We start from the raw sequence: 22361 nt of genomic DNA, 5'->3' as shown, positions 1-22361 counted from the left end.
TGGCCGACCGGGCCGGCGCCCCGCCGCCGCTCGCCCGCCGGCTCGGGGCGTCGCACGTGGCCCGGCCACCGGCCGGCCACCCGCCCCGCCGCACCTCTGGCCGCTCCCCGCGGGCCCGTGTTACCAAGAGCCATGACGCCGCCCACCGCGCCCCGCGCATCCCGCCACTACGACGCCGTCATCGTCGGCGGTGGCCACAACGGTCTGGTCGCCGCCGCCTACCTGGCCCGCGCCGGCCGTTCCGTGCTGGTGCTGGAACGTCTGGACCACACCGGGGGCGCGGCCGTGTCCACGCGGCCGTTCGCCGGGGTCGACGCACGGCTGTCGCGGTACTCGTACCTGGTCAGCCTGTTGCCGAAGAAGATCGTGCGGGACCTGGACCTGGACTTCCGGGTGCGCGGGCGCACCGTCTCCTCCTACACGCCCGTCGAACGGGACGGCCGGCCCACCGGCCTCCTCGTCGGCGGGGCCGAGCGGCGGACGCGTGAGTCGTTCGCCCGGCTCACCGGCTCGGAGCGGGAGTACACGGCCTGGCGGCGGTTCTACGCCATGACCGGCCGCGTCGCCCGGCGGGTCTTCCCGACCCTCACCGAGCCGCTGCCCACCCGGGACGAGCTGCGCCGCAGGGTCGACGACGAGGACGCCTGGCGGGCCCTGTTCGAGGAGCCGATCGGCGTCGCGATCGAGGAGCACTTCGCGGACGACCTGGTACGGGGAGTGGTCCTCACCGACGCCCTGATCGGCACCTTCGCCGACGCCCACGAGCCCTCCCTGAGTCAGAACCGCTGCTTCCTCTACCACGTGATCGGCGGCGGCACCGGTGCCTGGGACGTGCCGGTCGGCGGCATGGGCGCCCTCACCGACGCACTGGCCGGCGCGGCGCGCGCGGCGGGTGCCGTGCTCGCCACCGGGCACGAGGCGGTGCGGATCGACACGGACGGGCGAGCCGCCGAGGTCACCTACCGCTCGGCCGACGGCGAGGGCGTGGCCGCCGCCCGCCACGTCCTGGTGAACGCCTCCCCGCGGGAACTGGCGGCGCTCACCGGGCAGGCACCGCCCCCGCCCGCCGAGGGCGCCCAGCTCAAGGTCAACATGCTGCTGACGCGGCTGCCCGCGCTGCGCGACCCCGCGGCCGACCCGCGTGAGGCCTTCGCCGGGACCTTCCACATCGCGGAGGGCTACGAGCAACTGGCCACCGCGCACGCCCGGGCCGCGGCCGGCGAACTGCCCGCCGCTCCACCCTCCGAGATCTACTGCCACTCGCTGACCGACCCCACGATCCTCGCCCCGGACCTCGCCGCGAGGGGTATGCACACGCTCACCCTGTTCGGCCTGCACACGCCCGCCCGCCTCTTCGCCCGGGACAACGACGCCGTCCGCGAGGAACTGCTGAAGTCGACCCTCGCCCAGCTCGACGCCCACCTGGCCGAGCCCCTCGCGGACTGCCTGGCGACCGACGCCGACGGGCGGCCCTGCGTCGAGGCCCGGTCACCGCTCGACCTGGAACGCGACCTGCGCCTGCCCGGCGGCCACATCTTCCACCGCGACCTGACCTGGCCCCACGCCGGGGCGGGCACCGGACGCTGGGGCGTGGAGACCGGGCAGGCGAACGTCCTGCTGTGCGGCGCGGGCGCGGTGCGCGGGGGAGGGGTCAGCGGGGTGCCGGGGCACAACGCGGCGATGGCGGTGCTGGAACGGACGACGCACTGACGGCGAACTGACGGCGCATGCGTCGGGCGGGGCTGGGTACCGCGACATAACGGAAATTCCGTACCTGTCACCCGCACGACAAGGAGCCTGCCATGGCGGACCTCAGCCCCATCGACCTGCAGAAGGCCCTCAGCGGCATGGACTACCCGGCCGACAAGAAGTCGCTCGTCGACTGCGCACGCAAGAACAAGGCCGACGACAAGGTCGTGAGCCGTCTCGACGGCCTCAAGGAGAACAGCTTCGACGGGCCGAACGAGGTGCAGAAGGCCGTCTTCAACGACTGACGCACACAGGCGTACGACCGCCCGGTCCTAGTCGGCCGACGCCGTCCACCCCACCGCCTCGATCCGCGCCGCGTCCGCGGGGCGCGCGTCGTGGAACAGCACGTCGCCGGCCGCCTCGGCGCGCAGCCCGTCGACGTATGCCCCGCGTCCCACGTACAGCCGGTCGGTCGTGTACCGCCAGCGCAGGGTGAGTCCGCGGGCGGCCGGGAGGGCGGCGCTCAGCCGGTGCCAGACGCGGCCCGACCAGCCCGTCGCCGAACCCGCCGGATGCTCCCGGGGCGCCTCGCCGCGGCGCGTGGTGGTGAACGGGACGGGCCGCCAGGTGCCGCCGCCGTCGGTCGTGGCCTCGAGGAAGAGTGCGTCCGACCCGGTTTCGGTGTCCCACCACAGGGCGCAGCGCAGCCGCGCCCCGCCGGCGGACGTGTCCAGCGCGGGCAGCGTGAGCGTCGCCGTCGAGGAACCCGCCGTCCCGGAGAACCACGCCGTGCGCCCGTGCGCGGGTCGCACCGGTACGGCCCGCGCCAGATTGGTGCCGGCCGCGACCCTGGGAGCCGACCCGGAGCGCCAACCGCGCACCGGGTGCACCGAGTTGCCCAGCACCACCAGGAACGAGTCGGTCGTCGGGTCGAGCACCAGCGACGTACCCGTGAAACCGGTGTGCCCGGCCGTGCGCGGCGTGGCCATGGCACCCATGTACCAGTGCTGGTACAGCTCGAAGCCGAGGCCGTGCTCGTCCCCCGGGAAGTCGGTGTTGAAGTCCGTGAACATCAGCTCCACCGACTCCGGCCGCAGGATGCGCGCCCGGCCGTAGGAGCCGCCGTTGAGCAGCGTACGGCCGAGTACCGCCAGGTCCCACGCGCAGGAGAACACCCCCGCGTGGCCGGCGACGCCGCCGAGGCTGAACGCGTTCTCGTCGTGCACCTCGCCCCACACCAGCCCCCGGTCGAGACCGGACCAGGGCTGCCGGGCGTCCTCCGTGGCCGCGATCCGCGGTCTCCAGGAGGCGGGCGGGTTGTAGCGGGTGCGGTCGAGCCCGAGCGGGGCGGTGATCTCGTCGCGCAGCAGGACGTCCAGGGTGCGGCCCGTGATCTCCTCCAGCACCAGCTGGAGCGAGATCATGTTCAGGTCCGAGTAGAGGTACGCCGTGCCGGGCGCACTCACCGGCTCCTGGTCGTGGACGAGCCGGACCTTCTCCTCGTACGTGGGAGCGCTGTACAGCGGGATCCACGGCCGGAAGCCGGAGGTGTGCGTCAGCAGCTGCCGGACGGTCACGTCCTGCTTGCCGGCCCGCCCGAAGTCCGGCAGGTACGAGGCGACCGGCGCCTCCAGCTCCAGCGCGCCCCGTTCCAGCTGCTGCACCGCGAGGATCGAGGTGAACAGCTTGGAGATCGACGCGAGGTCGAACACCGTGTCCTCGGCCATGGGGATCTGCTGTCCGGCCGGGAACTCGACACCGGTGTCGGTCTCCTCGTCGTAGGCCCGGTAGCGCACCGCCATGCCGATCGGCTCGTGCAGGGCCACCGTGCCGCCCCGGCCGGCGAGCAGCACGGCGCCCGCGTACCAAGGGTGCTCGGGCGAGGGGCCGAGAAACGTTTCGGCGTCCGTCACGAGCTGACGCAGGTGGCCGGGCAGCAACCCGGCGCGCTCGGCGGAGCCGCGCCGCAGCGTGGGGCGGCGGCCCTTGTGCGCGACGGCCTCGGCCGGCCCGGCCGCGAACGGGGCGATGGCCAGGGCGCCGCCCAGGGCCAGGGCCCCGGCGCCCACTTGACGCCGTGTGAATCCGCTCGCAGCCTGTCCGGCCATCGAAGAGCCTCCCGCGCCACCGAAGCTGAAAGTATCTTTCCTGGACCTCCGTGCGGAGTGAAACTTTCCTGTCAGTGACGGGTTCGTGTCAATGGGCCGTGCGGAGTCGGGCCGCCGGACCCCGCCCGGCACGGGGCCGGGCGGGGCGGGTCGCGGGGTGGTGCTCGGCGCCTCCCGGCGGAGAACAACCGGGTCCGGCCGGCGTGGTGCCGCGAGGCGACGCCCGGCGACTCCGTGCCGCCGCCCACGACGAACCCGGCGGCGGCGAAGCCGGGCGCGACGGTGTTCAGCGTGTTCGGGGTGGTGACCGGGTCCGGCCGGGCTGTGCGCGTGTCGGTGGCACCCGGCACTTCCGGCGCCGCGCGCCCATGTCTTGACCCGCCCCGCCGACCGGCCGAGGATCACGTCATGACGCTGATGCCCGGACACGGCAGCACGGTCGACGGAGTGCTGCGGCGCAGCGCCCGGCGCACCCCGGCGCGCGTCGCGGTGGAGTACCGCGACCGCACCTGGACCTACGCGGAACTCGACACCGCCGTCTCCCGCGCGGCGAGCGTCCTGCTGGACCAGGGGCCGACCCCCGGGGACCGGGTCGGCGCCTACGGGCACAACTCCGACGCCTACCTGATCGCCTTCCTGGCCTGCGCCCGCGCGGGCCTGGTGCACGTCCCGGTCAACCAGAACCTGACCGGCGACGACCTCGCCTACATCGTCCGCCAGTCCGGCAGCACGCTGGTCCTCACCGACCCGGATCTCGCCGGCCGGCTCCCCGCCGGCGTACGCACCCTGCCGCTGCGCGACGCCGACGACTCGCTGCTCGCCCGGCTGGCCACGGCACCCGCGTACGACGGCCCCGAGCCGGGCGGCGAGGACCTGGTGCAACTGCTCTACACCTCGGGCACCACCGCCCTGCCCAAGGGCGCGATGATGACCCACCGGGCGCTGGTGCACGAGTACCTGAGCGCCATCACCGCCCTGGACCTCGGCGCGGGCGACCGCCCCGTGCACGCGCTGCCCCTCTACCACTCGGCGCAGATGCACGTGTTCCTGCTGCCCTGCCTCGCGATCGGCGCGACGAACATCGTCCTCGACGCGCCCGACGGCGACTGGCTCTTCGACCTGATCGAGGCCGGCCGCGTGGACAGCCTGTTCGCGCCGCCCACCGTGTGGATCGGCCTCGCGAACCGCGCCGACTTCGCCACCCGCGACCTCGGCGGCCTGCGCAAGGCCTACTACGGGGCGTCGATCATGCCCGTGCCGGTCCTGGAGCGGCTGCGCGAACGCCTCCCGGACCTGGCCTTCTACAACTGCTTCGGGCAGAGCGAGATCGGCCCCCTCGCCACCGTCCTGGGCCCGGACGAGCACGAGGGCCGGATGGACTCCTGCGGCCGGCCCGTGCTGTTCGTCGAGGCGCGGATCGTCGACGAGGACGGCAAGGAGGTGCCCGACGGCACCCTGGGCGAGGTCGTCTACCGCTCCCCGCAGTTGTGCGACGGCTACTGGGACAAACCCGAGGAAACCGAAGCGGCCTTCCGCGACGGCTGGTTCCGCTCCGGCGACCTCGCCGTGCGGGACGCGGACGGCTACTTCACGGTCGTCGACCGGGTGAAGGACGTCATCAACTCCGGTGGCGTACTGGTCGCCTCCCGCCAGGTCGAGGACGCCCTCTACACCCACGAGGCCGTCGCCGAGGCCGCCGTGATCGGGCTGCCCGACGAGCGGTGGATCGAGGCCGTCACGGCGGTCGTCGTCCCGCGCGGCGAGGTCACGGAGGACGAACTGATCGCCCACGCCCGCGAGAGGCTCACCGCGTTCAAGGCACCCAAGCGGGTCCGCTTCGTGGACGCGCTGCCGCGCAACGCCAGCGGGAAGATCCTCAAACGGGAGCTGCGGGACCGGTTCGCCGGTTCGTGACCCGGCAACCCGTCGCGGCCGAAGCGGCGAGCGCCGAGGATCGGCGCCATGCCGACGATCACCACCCACGACGGGACCGGACTCGCCCATCGCGTCCGCGGCGACGGCCCCCGCTGGTGGTCCTGCCGGGCGGGCCCATGCGGGCCCCCGCCTGCCTGGGCGACCTCGGTGGCCTGACGGCCCACCGCAGGCTGGTCCTCCTCGACCTGCGTGGTACCAGCGACTCCGGCGTGCCCGCGGACCCCGCGACGTACCGCTGCGACCGGCTCGCGGACGACGTGGAGGCCCTCCGCGCCCACCTCGGCCTCAAGGCGATCGACGCCCTCGGGACATGGCTGGCCGGGTCCGGTGACTCCCTCGCCCGCTGCCCCGCCCGGGTCCTCGTCCTCGCCGGTGAGCTCGGCGGCGGCCCCCGTCCGGAACCCGCCCGCCGCCGCGCCGACGTCCTCCCGCACGCCGAGGTGGCCGTCCAGCCGGGCGCCGGGCACTATCCGTGGCCGGACGATCCGCGGTGGTTCGTACGGTGTGTCGCCGCGTTCCTCGCACACCGCTGAGGCCACCGGGACCCCACCGGCGTGTGTGACGCGTGGGAACGGCGGCGCCGATCTTCCGAAAGGCACCCGTCACGTGGCCTGTCGGCACTCGGACCCGGTCGCTAGGCTGACCCGCGGACGACGAGACCGGGAGGAGCACGGACGTGGCCGAGAGCACCACCCACCAGCGCCCGCTCATGGGCTGGGTCAAGCCGGAGCTGGATCTCAGCAACGCGCAGTGGCAGTCCAGCAGCAGGGGCCTGGGGGATGTCCAGATCGCCTTCGTCGAGGGGTTCATCGCCATGCGGAACAGCGGCAGCCCGGGCAACCCCTCCCTGATCTTCACCCCCGCGGAATGGGGCGCGTTCGTGTCGGGAGCGCGGGAAGGGGAGTTCGACCTCACGTGAAACACCTGCCGGGGAGCTGAGCCGGGTGGTCCGTCCGGCCGATCCGGGGGTGTTGCACCCCTTTTTCCGGACACGCGACCGGGAGGACCCTTTCGGGCCGACGCCTGAGCGAGGCTGACGCCACGAGGGGGAACGGTCGTACTCCGGAGGCGAGGAACCCATGAGCACCACCCTGCCGGTCATCGCGGCGGTCGACGGTTCGGACGACAGCCTGCGCGCCCTGGACTGGGCCCTCGACACCGCCCACCGGCGCGAGGCACGCCTTCGGGTGGTGCATGTGCGCCAGTACGCCGCCTGGGCACAGACCGACGTCCTGGTCGCGGGTCCGCCGGACACCGGGGAGGACCCGGTGCTCGACCAGGCCCGCGCGCACCTTCAGGGGCGGGCCTACGCGGTGGCGACGGAGTACGTCGGCATGGAGGGCGTACCGGGCGCCGTGGTGCCGGAACTGGGCGCCGACGCCCAGTTGCTGGTGCTCGGCTCCCGGGGCCGCGGCGGCTTCGCCAGCCTGCTGCTCGGCTCGAACGGCCTGGCCGCCGCCCGCGACGCCGAGTGCCCGGTCGTCGTGGTGCCCCGCCCCGGCCGCGAGGTCCACGGCGAGGCGCGGTCCGAAACCGGCCCTCGGGTGGTGGTCGGCCTGCACGTGGACAGCCCCGACGACGCCACGCTCTCCTTCGCCTTCGCCGAGGCCGCGCTGCGCGGCGCCCGCCTCCAGGTGGTCGCCGCCTACCCGTGGCCGGTGCAGACCTGGGCCGCCGCCGGCCAGATCATGCCCCCGGTGATCGACGAGGTCTCCATCGAGAGCGAGACCCGGGTCCTGGCCGACGGCTTCCTCGCCCCCTACCGGGAACGCCACCCCGACGTCCGCGCCGAACCGTACGTCGCGCCGGGCGACGCCGCCGGACACCTCGTCGCCGCCTCCCGCGACGCCGAGCTGGTCGTCGTCGGCCGCCACCGCAGACGCCTGCTGGCCCCGGCCCGCATGATGGGCTCGGTCACCCAGGCCGTCCTGCTGCACGCGGCAGCCCCGGTCGCTGTGGTCCCACCGGCTCCGCCGGAGGAGTGAAGCGGGAGGAGTGAAGCGGGAGGAGTGAGGCCGGACGGAAGGGTGAGGCCGGAGAAGCCGGGGTGCGGGCCTGCGGGCCGACGCCGTCGGTGGTGGCCGCGCCCGTCTCCGTACGAAAGGTGCGGCGCCCGTCTCCGTACGAAGCGTGAGGGCCCGCCACCGGCGGCCCGGGCCCGTCTGTCACCGCACGCTGCCCGGGCCGGCCGGCAGGGTCCGCGTCGCGGCTCGACCCGCGGGACCGGGCGCCGGCCGGCGCGCGCCGGGGGACGGGAGGCCGTGCGCGGCGGCGAGGTCCCGCAGGGCGCGTCGGTCGGCGCTTGCCGGGGGACGGGCCTGCCGGCCACCGGCTCACGCGCCCGCCGCCCCGGGCGTCACGTCGGCTCGGCCGAGGGCGGGGGCGACCCGCCCCGTCCCCGGGGGACCGGTCGTCCTCGGCTCCACTGTCCGCAACCATGCCGGGGCGGCCCGCCACACGAACGGCACGAGCGGGGGGGGGGGGGGGGGGCGGCGCCCCCCCCCCCCCCCCCCCCCCCCCCCCGCCGGCCCCCCCCCCCCCGGGGGGGGGGGGGGGGGCGGCCCCCCCCCCCCCCCCCCCCCCCCCCCCCCCCCACGCCGCCCGCGGGCTCCGGCCACGTACCATGGCGGCATGTCGTTCCTCCGCCGCCGCAGCGCCACGCCCGCCGGGCCCGACTTCGACGTACTGGCCATGGACCCCGGCGACTGGCCCGGGAACCTGGGCGCGGGCCTGCTGCCCGCGCCCGACGGCAGCTGCCAGGGCGTCTTCCTGCGCTACGACCTGTTCGGCGGCCGCGGCCCCGCGATGATCATCGGCAACCTGCCGGCCGGCTCCCCGGCCCGTGAGGTCCCCGAGGGAGAGATCCCGTTCGAGGTGGCCCAGCTGCTGCTCGCACTGGAGAACGACGAGGAGATCACGGTCGTCGGCGCCGAGGACGTACCGGTGATGCAGGGCGACAACCTGCTCATCGTGCGCCGTCTCAAGCTCTCCGAGAGCCGGATCTCCTGCGTGCAGTTCGACCGCAGCGACGGCGTCCTGGTGACCATCGCCGCCTGGGACCGCCCCATCACCGACGACCTGTACGCCCTGCTGAAGCCGCTTCCGGCGGAGCTGTTCCAGCAGGGCTGACCCGGCGGCCACCGCCGCCGGGTTCTTCCGCGGGGTGCGGGACCAGGCCTTCTGACCCGGGGTACCGGTTGGCCGTCCACTCGCCCCACCGGCCGGCGTCAACGGCCACTGCAGGCATCCGGGCACACAGAATCCGCGGTGCGCCCCTTCATGGGCACACCGCGGACCGTCGACCGTCGTCTCAGCGCGTGCCGACCGCCGCACGCACCGCACGCCGGGCCATCTGGCAGTCGTCGTGCAGCCGGCGCAGCAGCAGCCGCTGTTCCTCGCCGGACGGCGCGGCACCCGGGTGGGCTGGAGCCTGCGGCACCGGGGCCGTGTCACGCATCGAACGCTGCACGGCCGTCTCGTAGGTACGGATCTCCCGGGTCAGCACCAGCATCAGGTTCACCAGGAACGCGTCACGCGCGGCGGGCCCCGCCGACTGGGCGATCTGGCTGATCTGGCGGCGAGCCGCCGGGGCGTCACCGAGGACCGCCCACAGCGTCGCCAGGTCGTAGCCGGGGAGGTACCAGCCCGCGTGCTCCCAGTCCACCAGCACTGGACCGGCCGGTGACATGAGGACGTTGGACAGCAGCGCGTCACCGTGGCAGAACTGGCCCATGCCCTGGCGTCCGCCGGCGTGGGCGATACCGTGCAGCAGCTTCTGCAGGTCGCCCAGGTCCCGGTCGGTGAGCAGTCCCAGCTCGTGGTACCGGGAGATCCGGGCCGCGTAGTCCAGCGGGGCGTCGAAGGTGCCGGCCGGCGGTCGCCACGCGTTGAGCCGGCAGATCGCGCCGAGCGCTGCTCTGATGTCCGCCCGCGGCGGGGCTTCCAGCGGGTGCCGCTGCAGCGCCGCCACGCGCCCCGGCATCCGCTCGATCACCAGCGTGCAGTTGTCCGGGTCCGCTGCGATCAGCCTCGGCACCCGCACGGGAGGGCGGTGCCGGACGAACGAGCGGTATGCCCCTATCTCGTGCCTGATCCGCTCCGCCCACGCGGGGGAGTGGTCCAGTAAACACTTGGCGACCGCCGTGCTGCGCCCGGTCGTGCCGACCAGGAGCACGGAACGCCCGTTGCGGCGCAGCACCTGGACCGGGGCGAACTCCGGGCAGATCCGGTGCACGGAGGTGATCGCCGTGCGCAGTTGGGCGCCCTGAGGGCCGGACAGGTCGATTCTCCCGCTGAGTGGCTGCGTGCCGGGGCCCGCGCCGCGCCGCGCCCTGCCCGCCCCGAGCACCGGGGCCGCCGGACGAGCGGGGGCGAGATAGGGGCCGCCGCCCGCCGCCGGGCGGGGGTGCAGCGATCGCTGCGGGGCGGACACGGAGGACGATGCTGCGTACATGGGCGAGACAGATCCCTTCGTGTGCCTGCTGTGCCTGTCTGAAGCGCGGTGCCCGACCGTCGAGTACGGGAGGGAACGCCTTCCGAAAGCCGTCGCGCTGCCCGACCGGCCGCCCGGGATCACCCTGGGGAGTAACCCCGCGGCGACCGGGTCGGGGTGGCGCATTCCTACCTGACACCCGTCCGCCCGTGGCACACCATCTGGCGCACCCTGGCGAACGGTGGCGAATAGTCGCCCGGCAACCCGCACGGGGCTACTGTCAACTCAGCCGAGAACCTGGGGGCTTGACGTGAGCGGAGAACCCAACACCCGTCTGTCGGACCTGTTCGGCCTGGCCGGCTGGTCCAAGGGCGAACTCGCGAGGCTGGTCAACCGGCAGGCGGCGGCCATGGGCCACCCTCAGCTGGCGACCGACACCTCGCGGGTGCGGCGGTGGATCGACATGGGAGAGATCCCGCGTGATCCGGTGCCGCGGGTGCTGGCGGTTCTGTTCACCGAGCGTCTCGGCCGTGTCGTGACCATCGAGGACCTCGGTCTGGTCCGGCACGGGCGTGCGGGGAAACGGCCACGCGGCGGGAGCGAGGAGCATCCCGACGGAGTGCCGTGGGCGCCCGAGCGGACTGCGGCGGTCCTCACCGAATTCACGGGAATGGACCTCATGCTCAACCGACGCGGCTTGGTGGGCGCGGGCGCCGCGCTCGCCGCGGGATCAGCACTCAGCAACGCCATGCACGACTGGCTGCACACCGACCCGGCCCTGGCTGCCGACGCTCCCGACCTCCGCCACCCCCTGCACGCTGACCCCGCGGGGTTCGACCGCTACGAGGCCGCCCCCATCGGGTCGCAGGAAGTGGAGGAACTGGAGCGCTCGGTCGAGGTGTTCCGCGCCTGGGACGCCGCCCGTGGCGGCGGGCTCCAGCGCAAGGCCGTGGTGGGCCAGCTCAACGAGGTGGGCGGCATGCTCGCCTACCACCACCCACCCCATCTGCAGCGGCGCCTGTGGGGCGTCGCCGCCAACCTCGCCGTCCTCGCGGGCTGGATGTCGCACGACGTCGGCCTGGAGCCCACGGCCCAGAAGTACTTCGTCATCGCCACCCACGCCGCGCGCGAGGGCGGCGACCGTCCCCGGGCCGGCGAGGCGCTCTCCCGGGCGGCCCGTCAGATGGTCCACCTGGGCCGGCCCGACGACGCGCTCGACCTGATGAAGCTCGCCAGGACCGGCTCCGGCGAGGAGGTACTGCCGCGTACCAGGGCCATGCTCTACACCATCGAGGCCTGGGCCCAGGCCTCGATGGGCAAGGGCCAGGCGATGCGCCGCACCCTGGGGCGGGCCGAGGACCTCTTCGTCTCCGACAAGGCGGACGTGCCGTCGCCCGACTGGATGCAGACGTTCAAGGAGGAGGACCTGTACGGCATGCAGGCCCTGGCCTACCGGACGCTCGCCGAGTTCGAGCCGGGGGCCGCCGTACACGCGCAGCACTATGCCGAGAAGGCGCTCGCCCTGCGGATCGACGGCCGGCAGCGGTCGAAGATCTTCGACTACCTGTCCATGGCGTCCGCCTGCTTCATCGCCGACGACCCCGAACAGGCGGACCGGTACGCGCGCCTCGCCCTGGTGTCGATGGGGTCCAACTCATCCCAGCGGACCTGGGACCGGCTGCGTGAGATGTACCGGCTCACCGCCGAGTACGCCGACTATCCGAAGATCCAGGAGCTGCGCGAGGAGATCAAGCTGGCGCTGCCCAGGGGCAAGTCGCCCAGGGGGAGGGGGAGGGGCGGCACCAGCACTCCGGCTTAGCGTGCGCGACGTGTCGTCCAAGGCGTCACCCGGGCCACCAGCACGCAGGCGTCCTCCTGCCCGAGGTGCCCGCCGAACTCCTCCGTCACGATCCGTACGCCGTCCTGTGCGGAGCCCACCCCGGTCAGGCGGGGACCCAGGGAGAGAAGCCGCCGCATGTCCGCGGGGGCGAGTTCGCCGGTGTGCAGGAGCAGCAGGTCGCCGTCTTCGAGGGCCGCCTCGGCCTGCCCGGCCAGTCCGTGCCCCGTCCCCCGGCGGAACAGCAGCGGGACGAGGTGTCCGGTGTGTGCCCACGTCAGCGTGCGGGTGTGGGGCCGGTAAGAGCAGTACAGGGCGCCGCGAACGGGCGGCAGGGCGGTGGCCTCGAGCAACCGGTCCAGTCGGTCCGGGAGTTGTGCGGGTCGGGTGCCCGCCGTGGCCAGGCCGCGCAGGGCGCCGATCGGCATCGCCGGACCCTGCGCCCCGTCGGGGCCCGGGCCCGTGAGGTCGCCGACGCTGAGCAGGGTCTCGTCGCCGGCGAGGGGGCACGCGTCGTACCAGGCGGTGCACGGGGGTGCTTGGGCCGTCGGGGCTGCCGGCGGGAGGTAACCGGCGGCCAGGTCCAGGCCCGGCCGCCCCTCGTGCGGGAACCGCAGGAGGCCGTGCCAGGGCGGCTGTACGGCTTCCCGCGGTTCGACCGCGGCCCGTTGCCCGGTGTCCGCGGGCAGCGGGTGGTGGCTGAGCGAGTCACGGGTCTCGCTCACCACCCGCTGGCTGCGCCGCAGTTCGCTGACGTCCCGCAGTACCGCCCACATCGAGGCGGTGCTGCCGTCGGCGTCGAGCACGGGCTCGCCCATCATGTGCACGGTGCGTACGGTGTCGTCGGGGCGCACGACGCGGAACTCGCCGTCGATCGGCCGGGCGTCGACGAGGCAGCCCGTGACCATCGCGGTCAGTTTCGGCCGGTCCTCGGCGAGTACCACGGACGGGAGTTCGTCGAGGCTGAGCGGGGCGGCGGCGGGGTCGCGGCCGAGGATGTGGAAGAGCTCCCCGGACCACTCGGCCTCGTCCGTCAGCAGGTTCCACTCGGCGCTGCCGACCCGGCTGAGCAGCGAACCGGTCCGCGGCGCGGGTGCCGGCCCGTCCCGGAGCTGCGCCAGGTGCTCGTCGATGTCACTGAGCTGGTGCAGTGCCAGGTCGTACAGGGCGCGCTGCCAGCGCCCGCGGGGGTCGGTTCCGTCGCCCTGGCTGTCCCGCCGCACCGCGTCCACGTCGCCCCTCAGCCGCCGCGCCTGCGATATCAGGGCCTCGACCGAGTCGTGTCCTGGTGGCTGGGCGGCTGGGTGGTCCGCGGAGAGAGGGGACGACATGACGCACTCCGATGTGCAGACGGTACGACGACCAAGGCGGAACTGAGGCTGGCGGAAGGACCGTTACGACTCTTGCACAGCCCGCGACGCCCCGTAAGTGATTTGGCAACACACGATACGGTGGTGCTTCCGGCATATGCCACAGTCTTCCCGGAGCGACTTCGGCACCCGAACGGCGTAGGTGGCTCGAGGGTCAAGTCGTAGGATTCCTACGGGACTTGACGGGTATCGGGGCTCGGAGGTGTCGTCGTCCTGGCGTTCGATGAACCCTTGTTCTATGGGCGGTCGTGCGGTGTCGGGCGGGGTGCCAGGTCGACGGGTGTGCGCGCGCCCGTCTCCAGGGCCCGTACGCCGGCCTCGGCGACCACGGAGGCGGCGTACCCGTCCCAGGTGCCCGGACCGGTGACCCGGCCTCGCCGGGTGGCGTCGACCCAGGCCTGCACCTCGCGGTCGTAGGCGTCCGCGAACCGTACGAGGTAGTCCTGGGGCACCTCCTCCCGGGCGCCGCCCGCCGCCGTCACCACCATGGTGCGCGCGTCCCCGATCCGGGCGCTGCCCGCCTCGCAGACGGCCTCGCAGCGCACCTCGTAGCCGAAACCGCAGTTGACGAAGATCTCCACGTCGACCAGGGCGCCGCCCTCGGTCTCGAACAGCACGAACTGGGGGTCGAGCAGACCCTCCGGCGCACCTCCCGAGGGACGCGGCCGGAGCACCGTCACCGCGGTCAGTTCCTGCCCGAGCAGCCAGCGGGCCGCGTCGATCTCGTGCGAGACGGAGCTGGTGACCAGCATCGCGGAGGTGAAGTGCGACGGGGAGGACACGTTGCGGTGGACGCAGTGCAGCATCAGGGGCCGGCCCAGCCGCCCGCCGTCCAGCAGCGATTTCAGCTGCCGGTACTCGGCGTCGTACCGCCGCATGAACCCGATCTGTGCCAGCGTCCGGCCCAGCCGCGCCTCCGCCTCCACCACGCGCAGGGCGCCCGCGGAGTCCGGCACCATCGGCTTCTCGCACAGCACCGGCAACCCGCGTGCGAAGGCGGCCAGCAGCGCCTCCTCGTGCACCTCTCCGGGCGAGGCGATCAGCACGGCCTCGACCCCCGGCGCGTCGAGCGCGGCCTCGGCGTCCGTGTGGACGACGACCCCGTCGATCCCGCCCACGGCCGCCTTCGCCCGCTCGGCGTCGGGATCCGCCACCGCGGCGACCCTGGCCCCGCTCACCACCCCGTCGAGGCGTCGTATGTGATCAGCGCCCATGTGTCCCGCGCCCAGGACCGCCACACCCAGAAGTTCGCTCACGCTCCGCCGACTCCTTCCCCGTCCGCCGCACACCCGCGAAGAGGCGGGTACGTGTACGGCGAACAGGGTTTCATGGTCGTCAAGAGGGGCGGGGTCCCCGGGCGGGGCGGGGCGGGTGTCAGTAGCGGAGTACTCCGGCGATGCCGTCCGCCTCCCCGAGCGCGCCGTCCGGCACGAAGCGGACGTCGGCCCCGGTCTCCAGGCACCGCTCGACGATCTCGTCCACGACGTCCTCGCGTGCGTCGAGGTCGTCGCCGTCCGCCGGGACCAGATGGTCGCCGTCGTCGCGCATGGTCACCCGGAAGTTCTCCTCGACGGCGAGGAGTCGTACGCGGCCGGTCCGGGCGCTCTCCCACAACTCGTCCACGCCGGCCGCGAAGTCCTTGCGCCCGCGGGCCGCCTCCAGTTCCCTGGCCACGGCCTCGACGGAGCCGCGCGCCTCGTCGTCGAGCACCGGCCGCACCGCCTGCCACACGGCCTCGGCCGTGCCGTGCGCGAGGCCCCCGTGCGGAACGAGCACCGCGTCCCCCACGGCGCTTCCGGCCTCCTCCAGCAGCGACAGCGCGGCCTGCGGGCCGGTGACGTACAGCGGCCGGGGATGTGCGCGCAGGACCCTGCCCATCGCGGCGTCGGCCTCGCGCAGGAACCGCCGGGTTCCCTCGTCCCGGAACGTGCTCGGCGCGTCGCCGATCCGTTCCTGGCGCTCGGGGTCGAAGTCCTCCGGGGGCCGGTCGAGGGGGAAGCCGCCGGTGCGGTCCTCGACGACCCGGCCCGTGCCGCCACTCCACAGCGTGACGCGGTCGGTGGCGACCGACAGTACCCAGAACGGCCGCTCGGCGGCCTGCGCGGCGACGAGGTTGCGGGTCAGGAAGGTGTCCGACAGGACCACGCGCTCGGGGACGGAACGTGCGAGCGTCCAGACCTGGTGCTCACCCGGGGCGGCGAAGAGCGCCAGTCCGTCCTCGGCGTGCGTCAGGTCGACCTCGGCGAGGGCCCGGTCGAGTTCCCGGGACACCTCCATGCGCCGTTCTCGGGTGACCGCCGGATCGTCCTCCAGCTGCTTCTTGGCCTCGGCGACCACGTTGCGCAGTCGGACGGAGTCCTGGGCGTTGTCCGGTTCGCGGCGGTGCGTGGGCGTCAGCACGGACACGGCCGGGTACGGGCGGGGGCGCCGTAGTTCGGCGAGGGTGGCGGGACTCAGATCGTGCTCCATGTCAGCACGATAGATCCGATGGGCATGTCGGGCATTCGGGGCAATATGTCTTCCCTGTGACCCGCCGGCCGCTTCAGTCGTCGCCCCGGGCGGTCCGGGAGGCCTCGGAGCCGCAGGAACTGCCGTCGGGCGGCAGGGAGCCGTACAGCAGGAAGTCGTCGACCTTGCGGTGCACGCACTCGGAGGACGCGTAGCCGGTGTGCCCCTCGCCCTTGTTGTCGAGGACCACGGCCGAGGGGCCGAGCCGCTCGGCCGTCTCCACGGTCCAGCGGTACGGGGTGGCCGGGTCGCCCCGGGTGCCGACCAGCAGCATTTCCGAGGTGTCCAGGTCCTTCACCTCGTCGCGGATGTAGTCGGTGCCCCTGGGCCGGCCGTAGCACATGAGCACCTGGGTGAGCCGGTACCGGCCGAAGACCGGGGAGGCCTCCTCGTACCGCGCGCGCAGCCGGCTCAGGGACCCCGCGACCTGGTCCGCGGCGGGGCGGTCGGGGTCGTCGGCGCAGTTGACCGCCATCAGGGCGGCCGGGAGGTTGTCCATGGGGATGTCCTCCTGGTCGGTGAGGCCGCCGTCGTCGTCCGCGGGACCCCGCGCGCGGACCGGGAAGGTGACGCCGCCGGACACGAAGCCCTCCAGGCCGCGGGTGTCGCCGTCCTCGAGCAGCTGGGCGAGCGCCCGCTGCAGCGTGGGCCACAGTTCGCGGCTGTACAGCGCCTGGCCGATGGCGCCCACCATGTCCTGCCCGGAGAAGGGCTCGCCGAAGTCCGTCGGTACCGGATCGGAGTCGAGCGAGGCGACGAGCTGGACGACCTGGCGGCGGGCTGCCCGGGCGTCCTGTCCGAACGGGCAGGCGATGTCCTCCACGCACCAGTCGAGGAAGTTCTCCAGCGCGGTCTGCTGCCCCCGGGCGCCGGCCAGCCCTTGCTCGGTCAGCGGTTCCGTCAACGTGTCCACGCCGTCCAGCACGACCCGGCCGACCTTGTCCGGGAACTGGGCGGCGTAGACCGCGCCCAGCCGGGTTCCGTAGGAGAAGCCGAGGTAGTTGAGCCGGTCGTCGCCGAGTGCCCGGCGCATCACCTCCATGTCGCGGGCGGCGTTGACCGTGCCGATGTGGGGGAGCACGGGGCCGGAGTGCTTCGTGCACTCGGCGGCCGCGTCCCGCAGCCGCCGGAGCACGTCCTGCGGGTCGGTGAGCTCCTCGTCCCCGTCCGTGGCCTCCATGATGTCCAGCGTGGCCGGGCCGCAGGTGACCGGCGAGGACCGGCCGACGCCGCGGGGATCGAAGGTCACCACGTCGTAGCCGTTGGTCAGGTGCATGAAGTCCTTGCCGCCGGCGGCGAGTTCGCTCACGCCGGAGCCGCCCGGCCCGCCGAAGTTGAGCAGCACCGAGCCACGTGACTCACCGGTCGCCCGGTACCGGGCGAGGGCCAGGTCGAGCGTTCCCCCCTCGGGCCGGTCGTAGTCGAGGGGGACGGTGACCTTCCCGCACTGCAGGTCCTTCGGCACGTCCATGCCCTCGCACGACGCCCAGGTGATGCTCTGCTCGTAGAAGCGGGACAGGCCGGATTCGGTGTCGTCCGCGGTCGCCAGGGGCAGCCCCGCACCCAGCAGGGCCAGCGAGAGTGCGCCGGTGACCGCGCAGCGCCGGACCGAGGGCCGAGTCGACAGCTTGGCCAGCATCGATGCCTCCCGGGCGCCCCGTCGCGGACCGGTGCTCGGCGCCCTCGATCACCATAAGGGGGCCTCGGACGCCTCGCCTCCGGGCGCTGTGGGCGGGCGCTGTGAGCGGGCGTTGTCGTCGGACGCTGTCGCCGGGCGCTGCCGCGGGGGCGCGCGAGGTGGCTTCCTTCCGTCCGTACCCGTTCCTCTCGCGGAAACCGGTGGTGCAACGCGCGGGTCTCCCCGGCCGGTTCCGGCACGGGACCGTCCACGGTCGCGCCGGGACCCTCCGCGGTCGTGCCGGGAGCCGCCTCGTGCGCCGTGGGCGTCCGCTCGGGCGGTGCGGGGACGTCCGGTTCCGTCGGCCGGGCCCCGAGCCGTTCCGGCGACGCGACGTGGACCACGCGGCCCAGGTCCACCGGGCGTGCGTGCGTGCGGCGCGCGCCCCAGGTCCGTCAGGTGTGCGTGCGGCGCGCCCCAGGGGTCCGGCAGGTGTGCGCGGCGGTCCCTCAGGCGTGCGCGTCGCGCGTACCGGGCAGCGCTCGCCGGATGTACACGGTGGCCGCGGCCCGCTCCCCGGGAGTGAGGAGGACTCCCCCCGCCTTTGAGCGTGGTTTCGGGGCGGCTCCCGACGCCGCTCGCGGAGACCCTGGGGGTCACCGGGACCGGACTCGGGGAGGTGGCTCGGGAGCCGGTGCCGTTCCCGCGTCCGCAGCGCTGTTCAGCGGCAGCGCTGTTCAGCGGCGCGGACGCGGCCGTGAACGGTCCAGCGCGGCCACGCCGAGTGCGGCCAGGCCGATCTGGATGAGCCACTCGACCCAGTCGACGCCGTCGGTGTCGGCCACGTCGAACGCCGTCGCGATCCACGAACCGATCAGCGCGGCCACGATGCCGACGAGGATGGTCCACAGGACCCCGATGCGCTGACGGCCCGGGACGACGAGGCGGCCCAGGACGCCGATGACGATGCCGATGACGATGGCACTGATGATGCCGCCGATTTCCATTTCCGCCCCTTCGTGTCAAGGCCCCCGCGGTAGTGCGTGTGCCCGTTGCGGGCGGGCGCAGTCCCGTCGGAGGCATCGGGGCGTGCGCGGGCCGGCCCGCGCAGGCGGACCGGCCCGTGGTGTTCCCCTCCCGTGTGTCTAGGGCCTGCGCATGCTCTTCGATGCCGTGGCGGCGCACACCGCCCCCAGAGCCAGGGTCAGCGCGCCGATGATGATGTTGTTCCAGATGACGCCGGCGTCCGGGTTCGTGCCGACGATCCACGGCGAGATGATCATCCAGAGACCCATCGCACACATGGCCCCGCTGAGGCCGTACATGCGTTCCGGGGCGCGGGTGAATCCCAGGGCCAGCAGGCCGATGGCGATTCCTATGATCAGGTTGTGGGCCACGAGTGCAGGCTGGCTGGTGGTGAAGTGGAGTATCCACGGGGACACGGCACAGTAGAGGCCGAGCAGGAACACCGGCCCGTCCACGAGTGCCACGTCGCGACCACCGAGCATGCGGGCGTAGCGCGCCTGCATTTCCGGAGCGTCGGGGTGGCTGGTCATGTCACCTCGGGTGTGCGAGACGTTGGCCATGAGTCGTCTCCTTCGACTTGCTGGGCCGACCGCGTCTGGGTGCGGTGTGCGGCAGCGCCGCATATGTCCATTCTGCCCTTATTTCCGCTTTATATGTAGTCGTGGCCGGAGTGTGGAGGGGTGGCCGGGGTGGACATGTCCACGCGGATCGCGGGCAGGTGCGAGGTGGGAGAACGCGAGGAATGCGGGGACAGTGGAGGTGGTCGTCGCCATGGGTGCCAAGGTGTTGGAGCGGTTCCCCGCGGGGTCGCCGCGCGGGTCGTGGCCGGCGGAGGAGTGCGCGGCGCGGTGTCGGGCCCGGGGTGAGCCCGCGACCGTCGTGATGGACCTGGAGTCGGACGCCTTCCTGGTGGTCGTCCCGGCTCGCGACGAGGACTGAACGGCGGCCTGCGGGTACGTGGCCGCGTGGCCGCCGTCCCCCTTGGGGAGGCCCCTCCGGCCGTGCCCGTGCGAAGTCCTCGGCCGCGGTACGGGTCCGGGTCAGGTCCGGTCCTCCAGTGGGACCGGACCTCGGCCGCCGCGAAAAAGCAGTCCCTCGGGCAGGGAATGTATTTTGGTACCTGAAAGGTTGGCTATTACATCCAGTCTTTCAGCCGACGTCTTCCCCCACCAGCGAGGCACACCGTGAACCACCCCGCCCCCGAGCGGCCCGCCGACGTCGTGGCCCGCCTGCGCGCCACCTTCCGCACCGGCCGGACCAAGCCCGTCGAGTGGCGCACCGCGCAGCTTCGCCGGCTGCGCGCACTGCTCACGGAGAACGGTCCGGACCTGGAGGCCGCGCTCCACGCCGACCTCGGCAAGAGCGCCGCGGAGGCCCAGCGCACGGAGATCGGCTTCACCGTGCGCGAGATCGACCACACCCTCGACCACCTGGCCGACTGGCTGCGCCCCGAGCCCGCCCCCGTCCCGGCGCACCTCGGCGCCGACGCCACCGCCTGGACGCAGTACGACCCGCTGGGCGTCGTCCTGGTCATCGCGCCCTGGAACTACCCGGCCCAGCTCCTGCTCGCCCCGGTGGTCGGCGCCCTGGCCGCGGGCAACGCGGTGGTCGCCAAGCCCAGTGAGCTGGCCCCGGCCACCTCCGCCGCGCTGGCCCGCCTGCTGCCGCGGTACCTGGACACCGAGGCCGTGGCCGTCGTCGAGGGCGGGATCCCCGAGACCACGGCCCTGCTCGCCGAGCGCTTCGACCACGTCTTCTACACCGGGAACGGCACCGTCGGCCGCATCGTCATGCGCGCCGCCGCCGAGCACCTCACCCCGGTCACCCTCGAACTCGGCGGCAAGTCCCCGGCGTTCGTCGACCGCGACGCCGACCTCGACGTCGTCGCCGCCCGCCTGGCCGGCGGCAAGTTCCTCAACGCGGGCCAGACCTGTGTGGCCCCCGACTACGTGCTCACCGACCCGGAGACCGCGGCAGCCCTGGAGCCGGCGCTGGTCCGCGCGGTGGAGGCACTGTACGGAACCGACCCGGCCCGGTCGGCGGAGTACGCGCGGATCGTCAACGAGCGCCACTTCGACCGGCTGACCGCACTGCTGGACTCCGGCCGGGTGGTCGTCGGCGGCGGCAGCGACCGGACGCAGAAGTACATCGCGCCGACCGTGCTCGCCGACGTGGCGCCCGATTCGCCGGTGATGGGCGAGGAGATCTTCGGCCCGATCCTGCCGATCGTCACCGTGCCCGGCCTCGACGACGCGATCGATTTCGTCAACGACCGCGACAAGCCGCTGGCCCTCTACGTCTTCAGCGGGTCCGACGCGACCCGGGAGCGGTTCGCCGCGGAGACGTCCTCCGGCGGCCTCGGCCACGGGCTGCCGCTCGCCCATCTCACCGTCTCCGACCTGCCGTTCGGCGGCGTGGGGGAGAGCGGCATGGGCAGCTACCACGGCCGCTACTCCATCGAGACGTTCAGCCACCGCAAGGCGGTCCTGAAGAAGCCCCTGAGCTGAGCGACGCGATCGCTCCACGCCAACCCGGCCGGGAAACGGCCGGGTTGAACTGGTCTACACCCTTGACTGGTACAGACCAACGCGGTTGAGTGTGCCTCCACACCCCCCACCACGGCCGCCCCCACGCCGTGGCCGGTCCGGCCGGCACGCGCGCACAAGGCTCCGCTCCGACCTGCCCCCGCACGGGAGCGGCCGTGCTCCGCAGAAGGAGGCAGAGCTGTGTCGAGGCGCCGTATATCCGCCCTGGTGACCGTACTAGCCCTCGCGGGAGCCGTACCCGTGCTCCTGCCCGCCGCACCGGCGTCCGCCGCCGCGTGTTCGAGCTACCCGGCCTGGTCGGCCGACGCCTACTACAACGCCGGCGACATCGTCCGCTACACCGACGGCAAGGCCTACCGGGCAGAGCACGCCAACCCGGGCTACGACCCGCTCATCAGCACCTGGTACTGGGAGCCGTACGCCTGCGACGGCGGATCCGAGACGCCGGTCGGTAACTTCGTGGTGACCGAGGCCCAGTTCAACCAGATGTTCCCGGGCAGGAACTCCTTCTACACCTACCGCGGCCTCACCGCGGCGCTCGGCGCCTACCCCGGCTTCGCCAACACTGGCAGCGACACCACCAGGAAGCAGGAGGCGGCGGCCTTCCTCGCCAACGTCGGCCACGAGACCGGCGGACTCGTGCACATCGTCGAGCAGAACACCGCCAACTACCCGCACTACTGCGACTGGAACCAGTCCTACGGCTGCCCGGCCGGCCACGACGCCTACTACGGGCGCGGCCCGATCCAGCTCAGCTGGAACTTCAACTACAAGGCCGCGGGCGACGCGCTCGGCATCGACCTGCTGAACAACCCCTGGCTGGTGCAGAACGACGCGGCCGTCGCCTGGAAGACCGCCCTGTGGTACTGGAACACGCAGTCCGGGCCCGGCAGCATGACCGGCCACAACGCCATGGTCAACGGTGCCGGCTTCGGCCAGACGATCCGCTCCATCAACGGCGCCAAGGAGTGCGACGGCAAGAACCCCGCACAGGTGCAGAGCCGCGTCACCAAGTACCAGCAGTTCAGCCAGATCCTCGGTGTCCCGCCGGGCGGCAACCTGTACTGCTGAGCCGCGCCGGGTGTGTGCGGACTCCGCCGACGGCCTCGGAAAGGATCGCCGCGGAGTCCGCTGGCACCTGGAACCTAGGCGGCCCGTCCGACGGCCGCGTCGTGCCGGTGCCGACGCGGCCGCCGGGCAGCGCCGCCCTCCGCCCGGGTACGCGAGCGACCGTGAGCGGTCCTCGCCGTGCCGCGCCGGGCGGTCGGGCGGGGCGTCCACCGCATCGGCAC

Annotated in this window: 18 protein-coding genes and 1 pseudogene; 11 read left to right on the top strand and 8 right to left on the bottom strand. The window is 73.4% G+C overall.

What is annotated here, in order from left to right; translation table 11 throughout:
• Positions 1-132 precede the first annotated feature (132 nt).
• Together ACP4J0_RS28975 and ACP4J0_RS28970 are read left to right on the top strand one after the other, a co-directional pair.
• The gene (locus ACP4J0_RS28975; protein WP_426601673.1) at positions 133-1710 is read left to right on the top strand and encodes a phytoene desaturase family protein; all 1578 of its coding nucleotides are present in this window, start codon (positions 133-135) and stop codon (positions 1708-1710) included.
• Positions 1711-1802: 92 nt separating this feature from the next.
• Positions 1803-1994: a DUF2795 domain-containing protein gene (locus tag ACP4J0_RS28970; RefSeq protein ID WP_426521595.1), complete on the top strand. Its 192-nt coding sequence runs from the start codon at positions 1803-1805 to the stop codon at positions 1992-1994.
• A 27-nt stretch (positions 1995-2021) separates the two neighbouring features.
• Here the strand turns inward: ACP4J0_RS28970 and ACP4J0_RS28965 are convergent, their stop codons facing one another.
• On the bottom strand, positions 2022-3797 hold the full coding sequence (locus ACP4J0_RS28965) for a serine hydrolase (protein WP_426601672.1): 1776 nt from the start codon (positions 3795-3797) through the stop codon (positions 2022-2024).
• A 408-nt stretch (positions 3798-4205) separates the two neighbouring features.
• Between ACP4J0_RS28965 and ACP4J0_RS28960 the strand changes: the two genes are divergently transcribed.
• The 5 genes and pseudogenes from ACP4J0_RS28960 (at position 4206) to ACP4J0_RS28940 (ending at position 8861) form a co-directional block, all read left to right on the top strand.
• Positions 4206-5711 carry an acyl-CoA synthetase gene (locus ACP4J0_RS28960; protein ID WP_426601671.1) on the top strand — a complete coding sequence of 502 codons (1506 nt, stop codon included), beginning with the start codon at positions 4206-4208 and terminating at the stop codon, positions 5709-5711.
• A 48-nt stretch (positions 5712-5759) separates the two neighbouring features.
• Positions 5760-6265, top strand: a pseudogene (locus ACP4J0_RS28955) (alpha/beta fold hydrolase).
• Positions 6266-6408: 143 nt separating this feature from the next.
• Positions 6409-6651 (top strand): DUF397 domain-containing protein, encoded by a 243-nt coding sequence (locus tag ACP4J0_RS28950; RefSeq protein WP_426521591.1) that lies wholly within the window; start codon positions 6409-6411, stop codon positions 6649-6651.
• A 160-nt stretch (positions 6652-6811) separates the two neighbouring features.
• Positions 6812-7717, top strand: a complete 906-nt coding sequence (locus ACP4J0_RS28945) for a universal stress protein (protein ID WP_426601670.1) — start codon at positions 6812-6814, stop codon at positions 7715-7717.
• A gap of 646 nt (positions 7718-8363) precedes the next feature.
• Positions 8364-8861, top strand: coding sequence for a hypothetical protein (locus ACP4J0_RS28940; protein ID WP_426524321.1), 498 nt, complete (start codon positions 8364-8366; stop codon positions 8859-8861).
• 181 nt (positions 8862-9042) lie between these two features.
• Here ACP4J0_RS28940 and ACP4J0_RS28935 read toward each other — a convergent pair whose 3' ends face one another.
• Positions 9043-10185, bottom strand: a complete 1143-nt coding sequence (locus tag ACP4J0_RS28935; protein ID WP_426601669.1) for an aminoglycoside phosphotransferase family protein — start codon at positions 10183-10185, stop codon at positions 9043-9045.
• Between the two features lie 289 nt (positions 10186-10474).
• Between ACP4J0_RS28935 and ACP4J0_RS28930 the strand changes: the two genes are divergently transcribed.
• Positions 10475-11983 (top strand): hypothetical protein, encoded by a 1509-nt coding sequence (locus ACP4J0_RS28930; protein WP_426601668.1) that lies wholly within the window; start codon positions 10475-10477, stop codon positions 11981-11983.
• On the opposite strand, the gene ACP4J0_RS28925 is transcribed toward ACP4J0_RS28930, so the two are convergent.
• From ACP4J0_RS28925 to ACP4J0_RS28900, 6 genes are all read right to left on the bottom strand, one after another.
• Positions 11980-13332, bottom strand: a complete 1353-nt coding sequence (locus ACP4J0_RS28925) for a SpoIIE family protein phosphatase (protein ID WP_426601667.1) — start codon at positions 13330-13332, stop codon at positions 11980-11982. The two genes, ACP4J0_RS28930 and ACP4J0_RS28925, sit on opposite strands and share 4 nt — an antisense overlap.
• Before the next feature lie 275 nt (positions 13333-13607).
• A complete protein-coding gene (locus tag ACP4J0_RS28920) occupies positions 13608-14627 on the bottom strand; it encodes a Gfo/Idh/MocA family protein (RefSeq protein ID WP_426601666.1) in 1020 nt (339 codons plus the stop codon).
• Positions 14628-14745: 118 nt separating this feature from the next.
• Positions 14746-15840, bottom strand: a complete 1095-nt coding sequence (locus ACP4J0_RS28915; RefSeq protein ID WP_426601665.1) for a chemotaxis protein — start codon at positions 15838-15840, stop codon at positions 14746-14748.
• Between the two features lie 73 nt (positions 15841-15913).
• Positions 15914-17518 (bottom strand): alpha/beta hydrolase, encoded by a 1605-nt coding sequence (locus ACP4J0_RS28910; protein WP_426601664.1) that lies wholly within the window; start codon positions 17516-17518, stop codon positions 15914-15916.
• 716 nt (positions 17519-18234) lie between these two features.
• Positions 18235-18504, bottom strand: coding sequence for a GlsB/YeaQ/YmgE family stress response membrane protein (locus ACP4J0_RS28905; RefSeq protein ID WP_426601663.1), 270 nt, complete (start codon positions 18502-18504; stop codon positions 18235-18237).
• Between the two features lie 138 nt (positions 18505-18642).
• A complete protein-coding gene (locus ACP4J0_RS28900) occupies positions 18643-19083 on the bottom strand; it encodes an SPW repeat protein (RefSeq protein WP_426601662.1) in 441 nt (146 codons plus the stop codon).
• Between the two features lie 211 nt (positions 19084-19294).
• Between ACP4J0_RS28900 and ACP4J0_RS28895 the strand changes: the two genes are divergently transcribed.
• The 3 genes from ACP4J0_RS28895 (at position 19295) to ACP4J0_RS28885 (ending at position 22140) form a co-directional block, all read left to right on the top strand.
• Positions 19295-19462, top strand: a complete 168-nt coding sequence (locus ACP4J0_RS28895) for a hypothetical protein (protein ID WP_426601661.1) — start codon at positions 19295-19297, stop codon at positions 19460-19462.
• 245 nt (positions 19463-19707) lie between these two features.
• Positions 19708-21030 (top strand): aldehyde dehydrogenase family protein, encoded by a 1323-nt coding sequence (locus ACP4J0_RS28890; RefSeq protein ID WP_426601660.1) that lies wholly within the window; start codon positions 19708-19710, stop codon positions 21028-21030.
• Between the two features lie 219 nt (positions 21031-21249).
• Positions 21250-22140: a glycoside hydrolase family 19 protein gene (locus ACP4J0_RS28885; protein WP_426601659.1), complete on the top strand. Its 891-nt coding sequence runs from the start codon at positions 21250-21252 to the stop codon at positions 22138-22140.
• Positions 22141-22361: the final 221 nt, after the last annotated feature.

Origin of the sequence: Streptomyces sp. WG7 (assembly GCF_049975785.1) — a bacterium.
In the GTDB taxonomy this organism is placed as follows: Bacteria; Actinomycetota; Actinomycetes; order Streptomycetales; family Streptomycetaceae; genus Streptomyces.
This window is presented reverse-complemented; position numbering and strand designations above follow the sequence as displayed.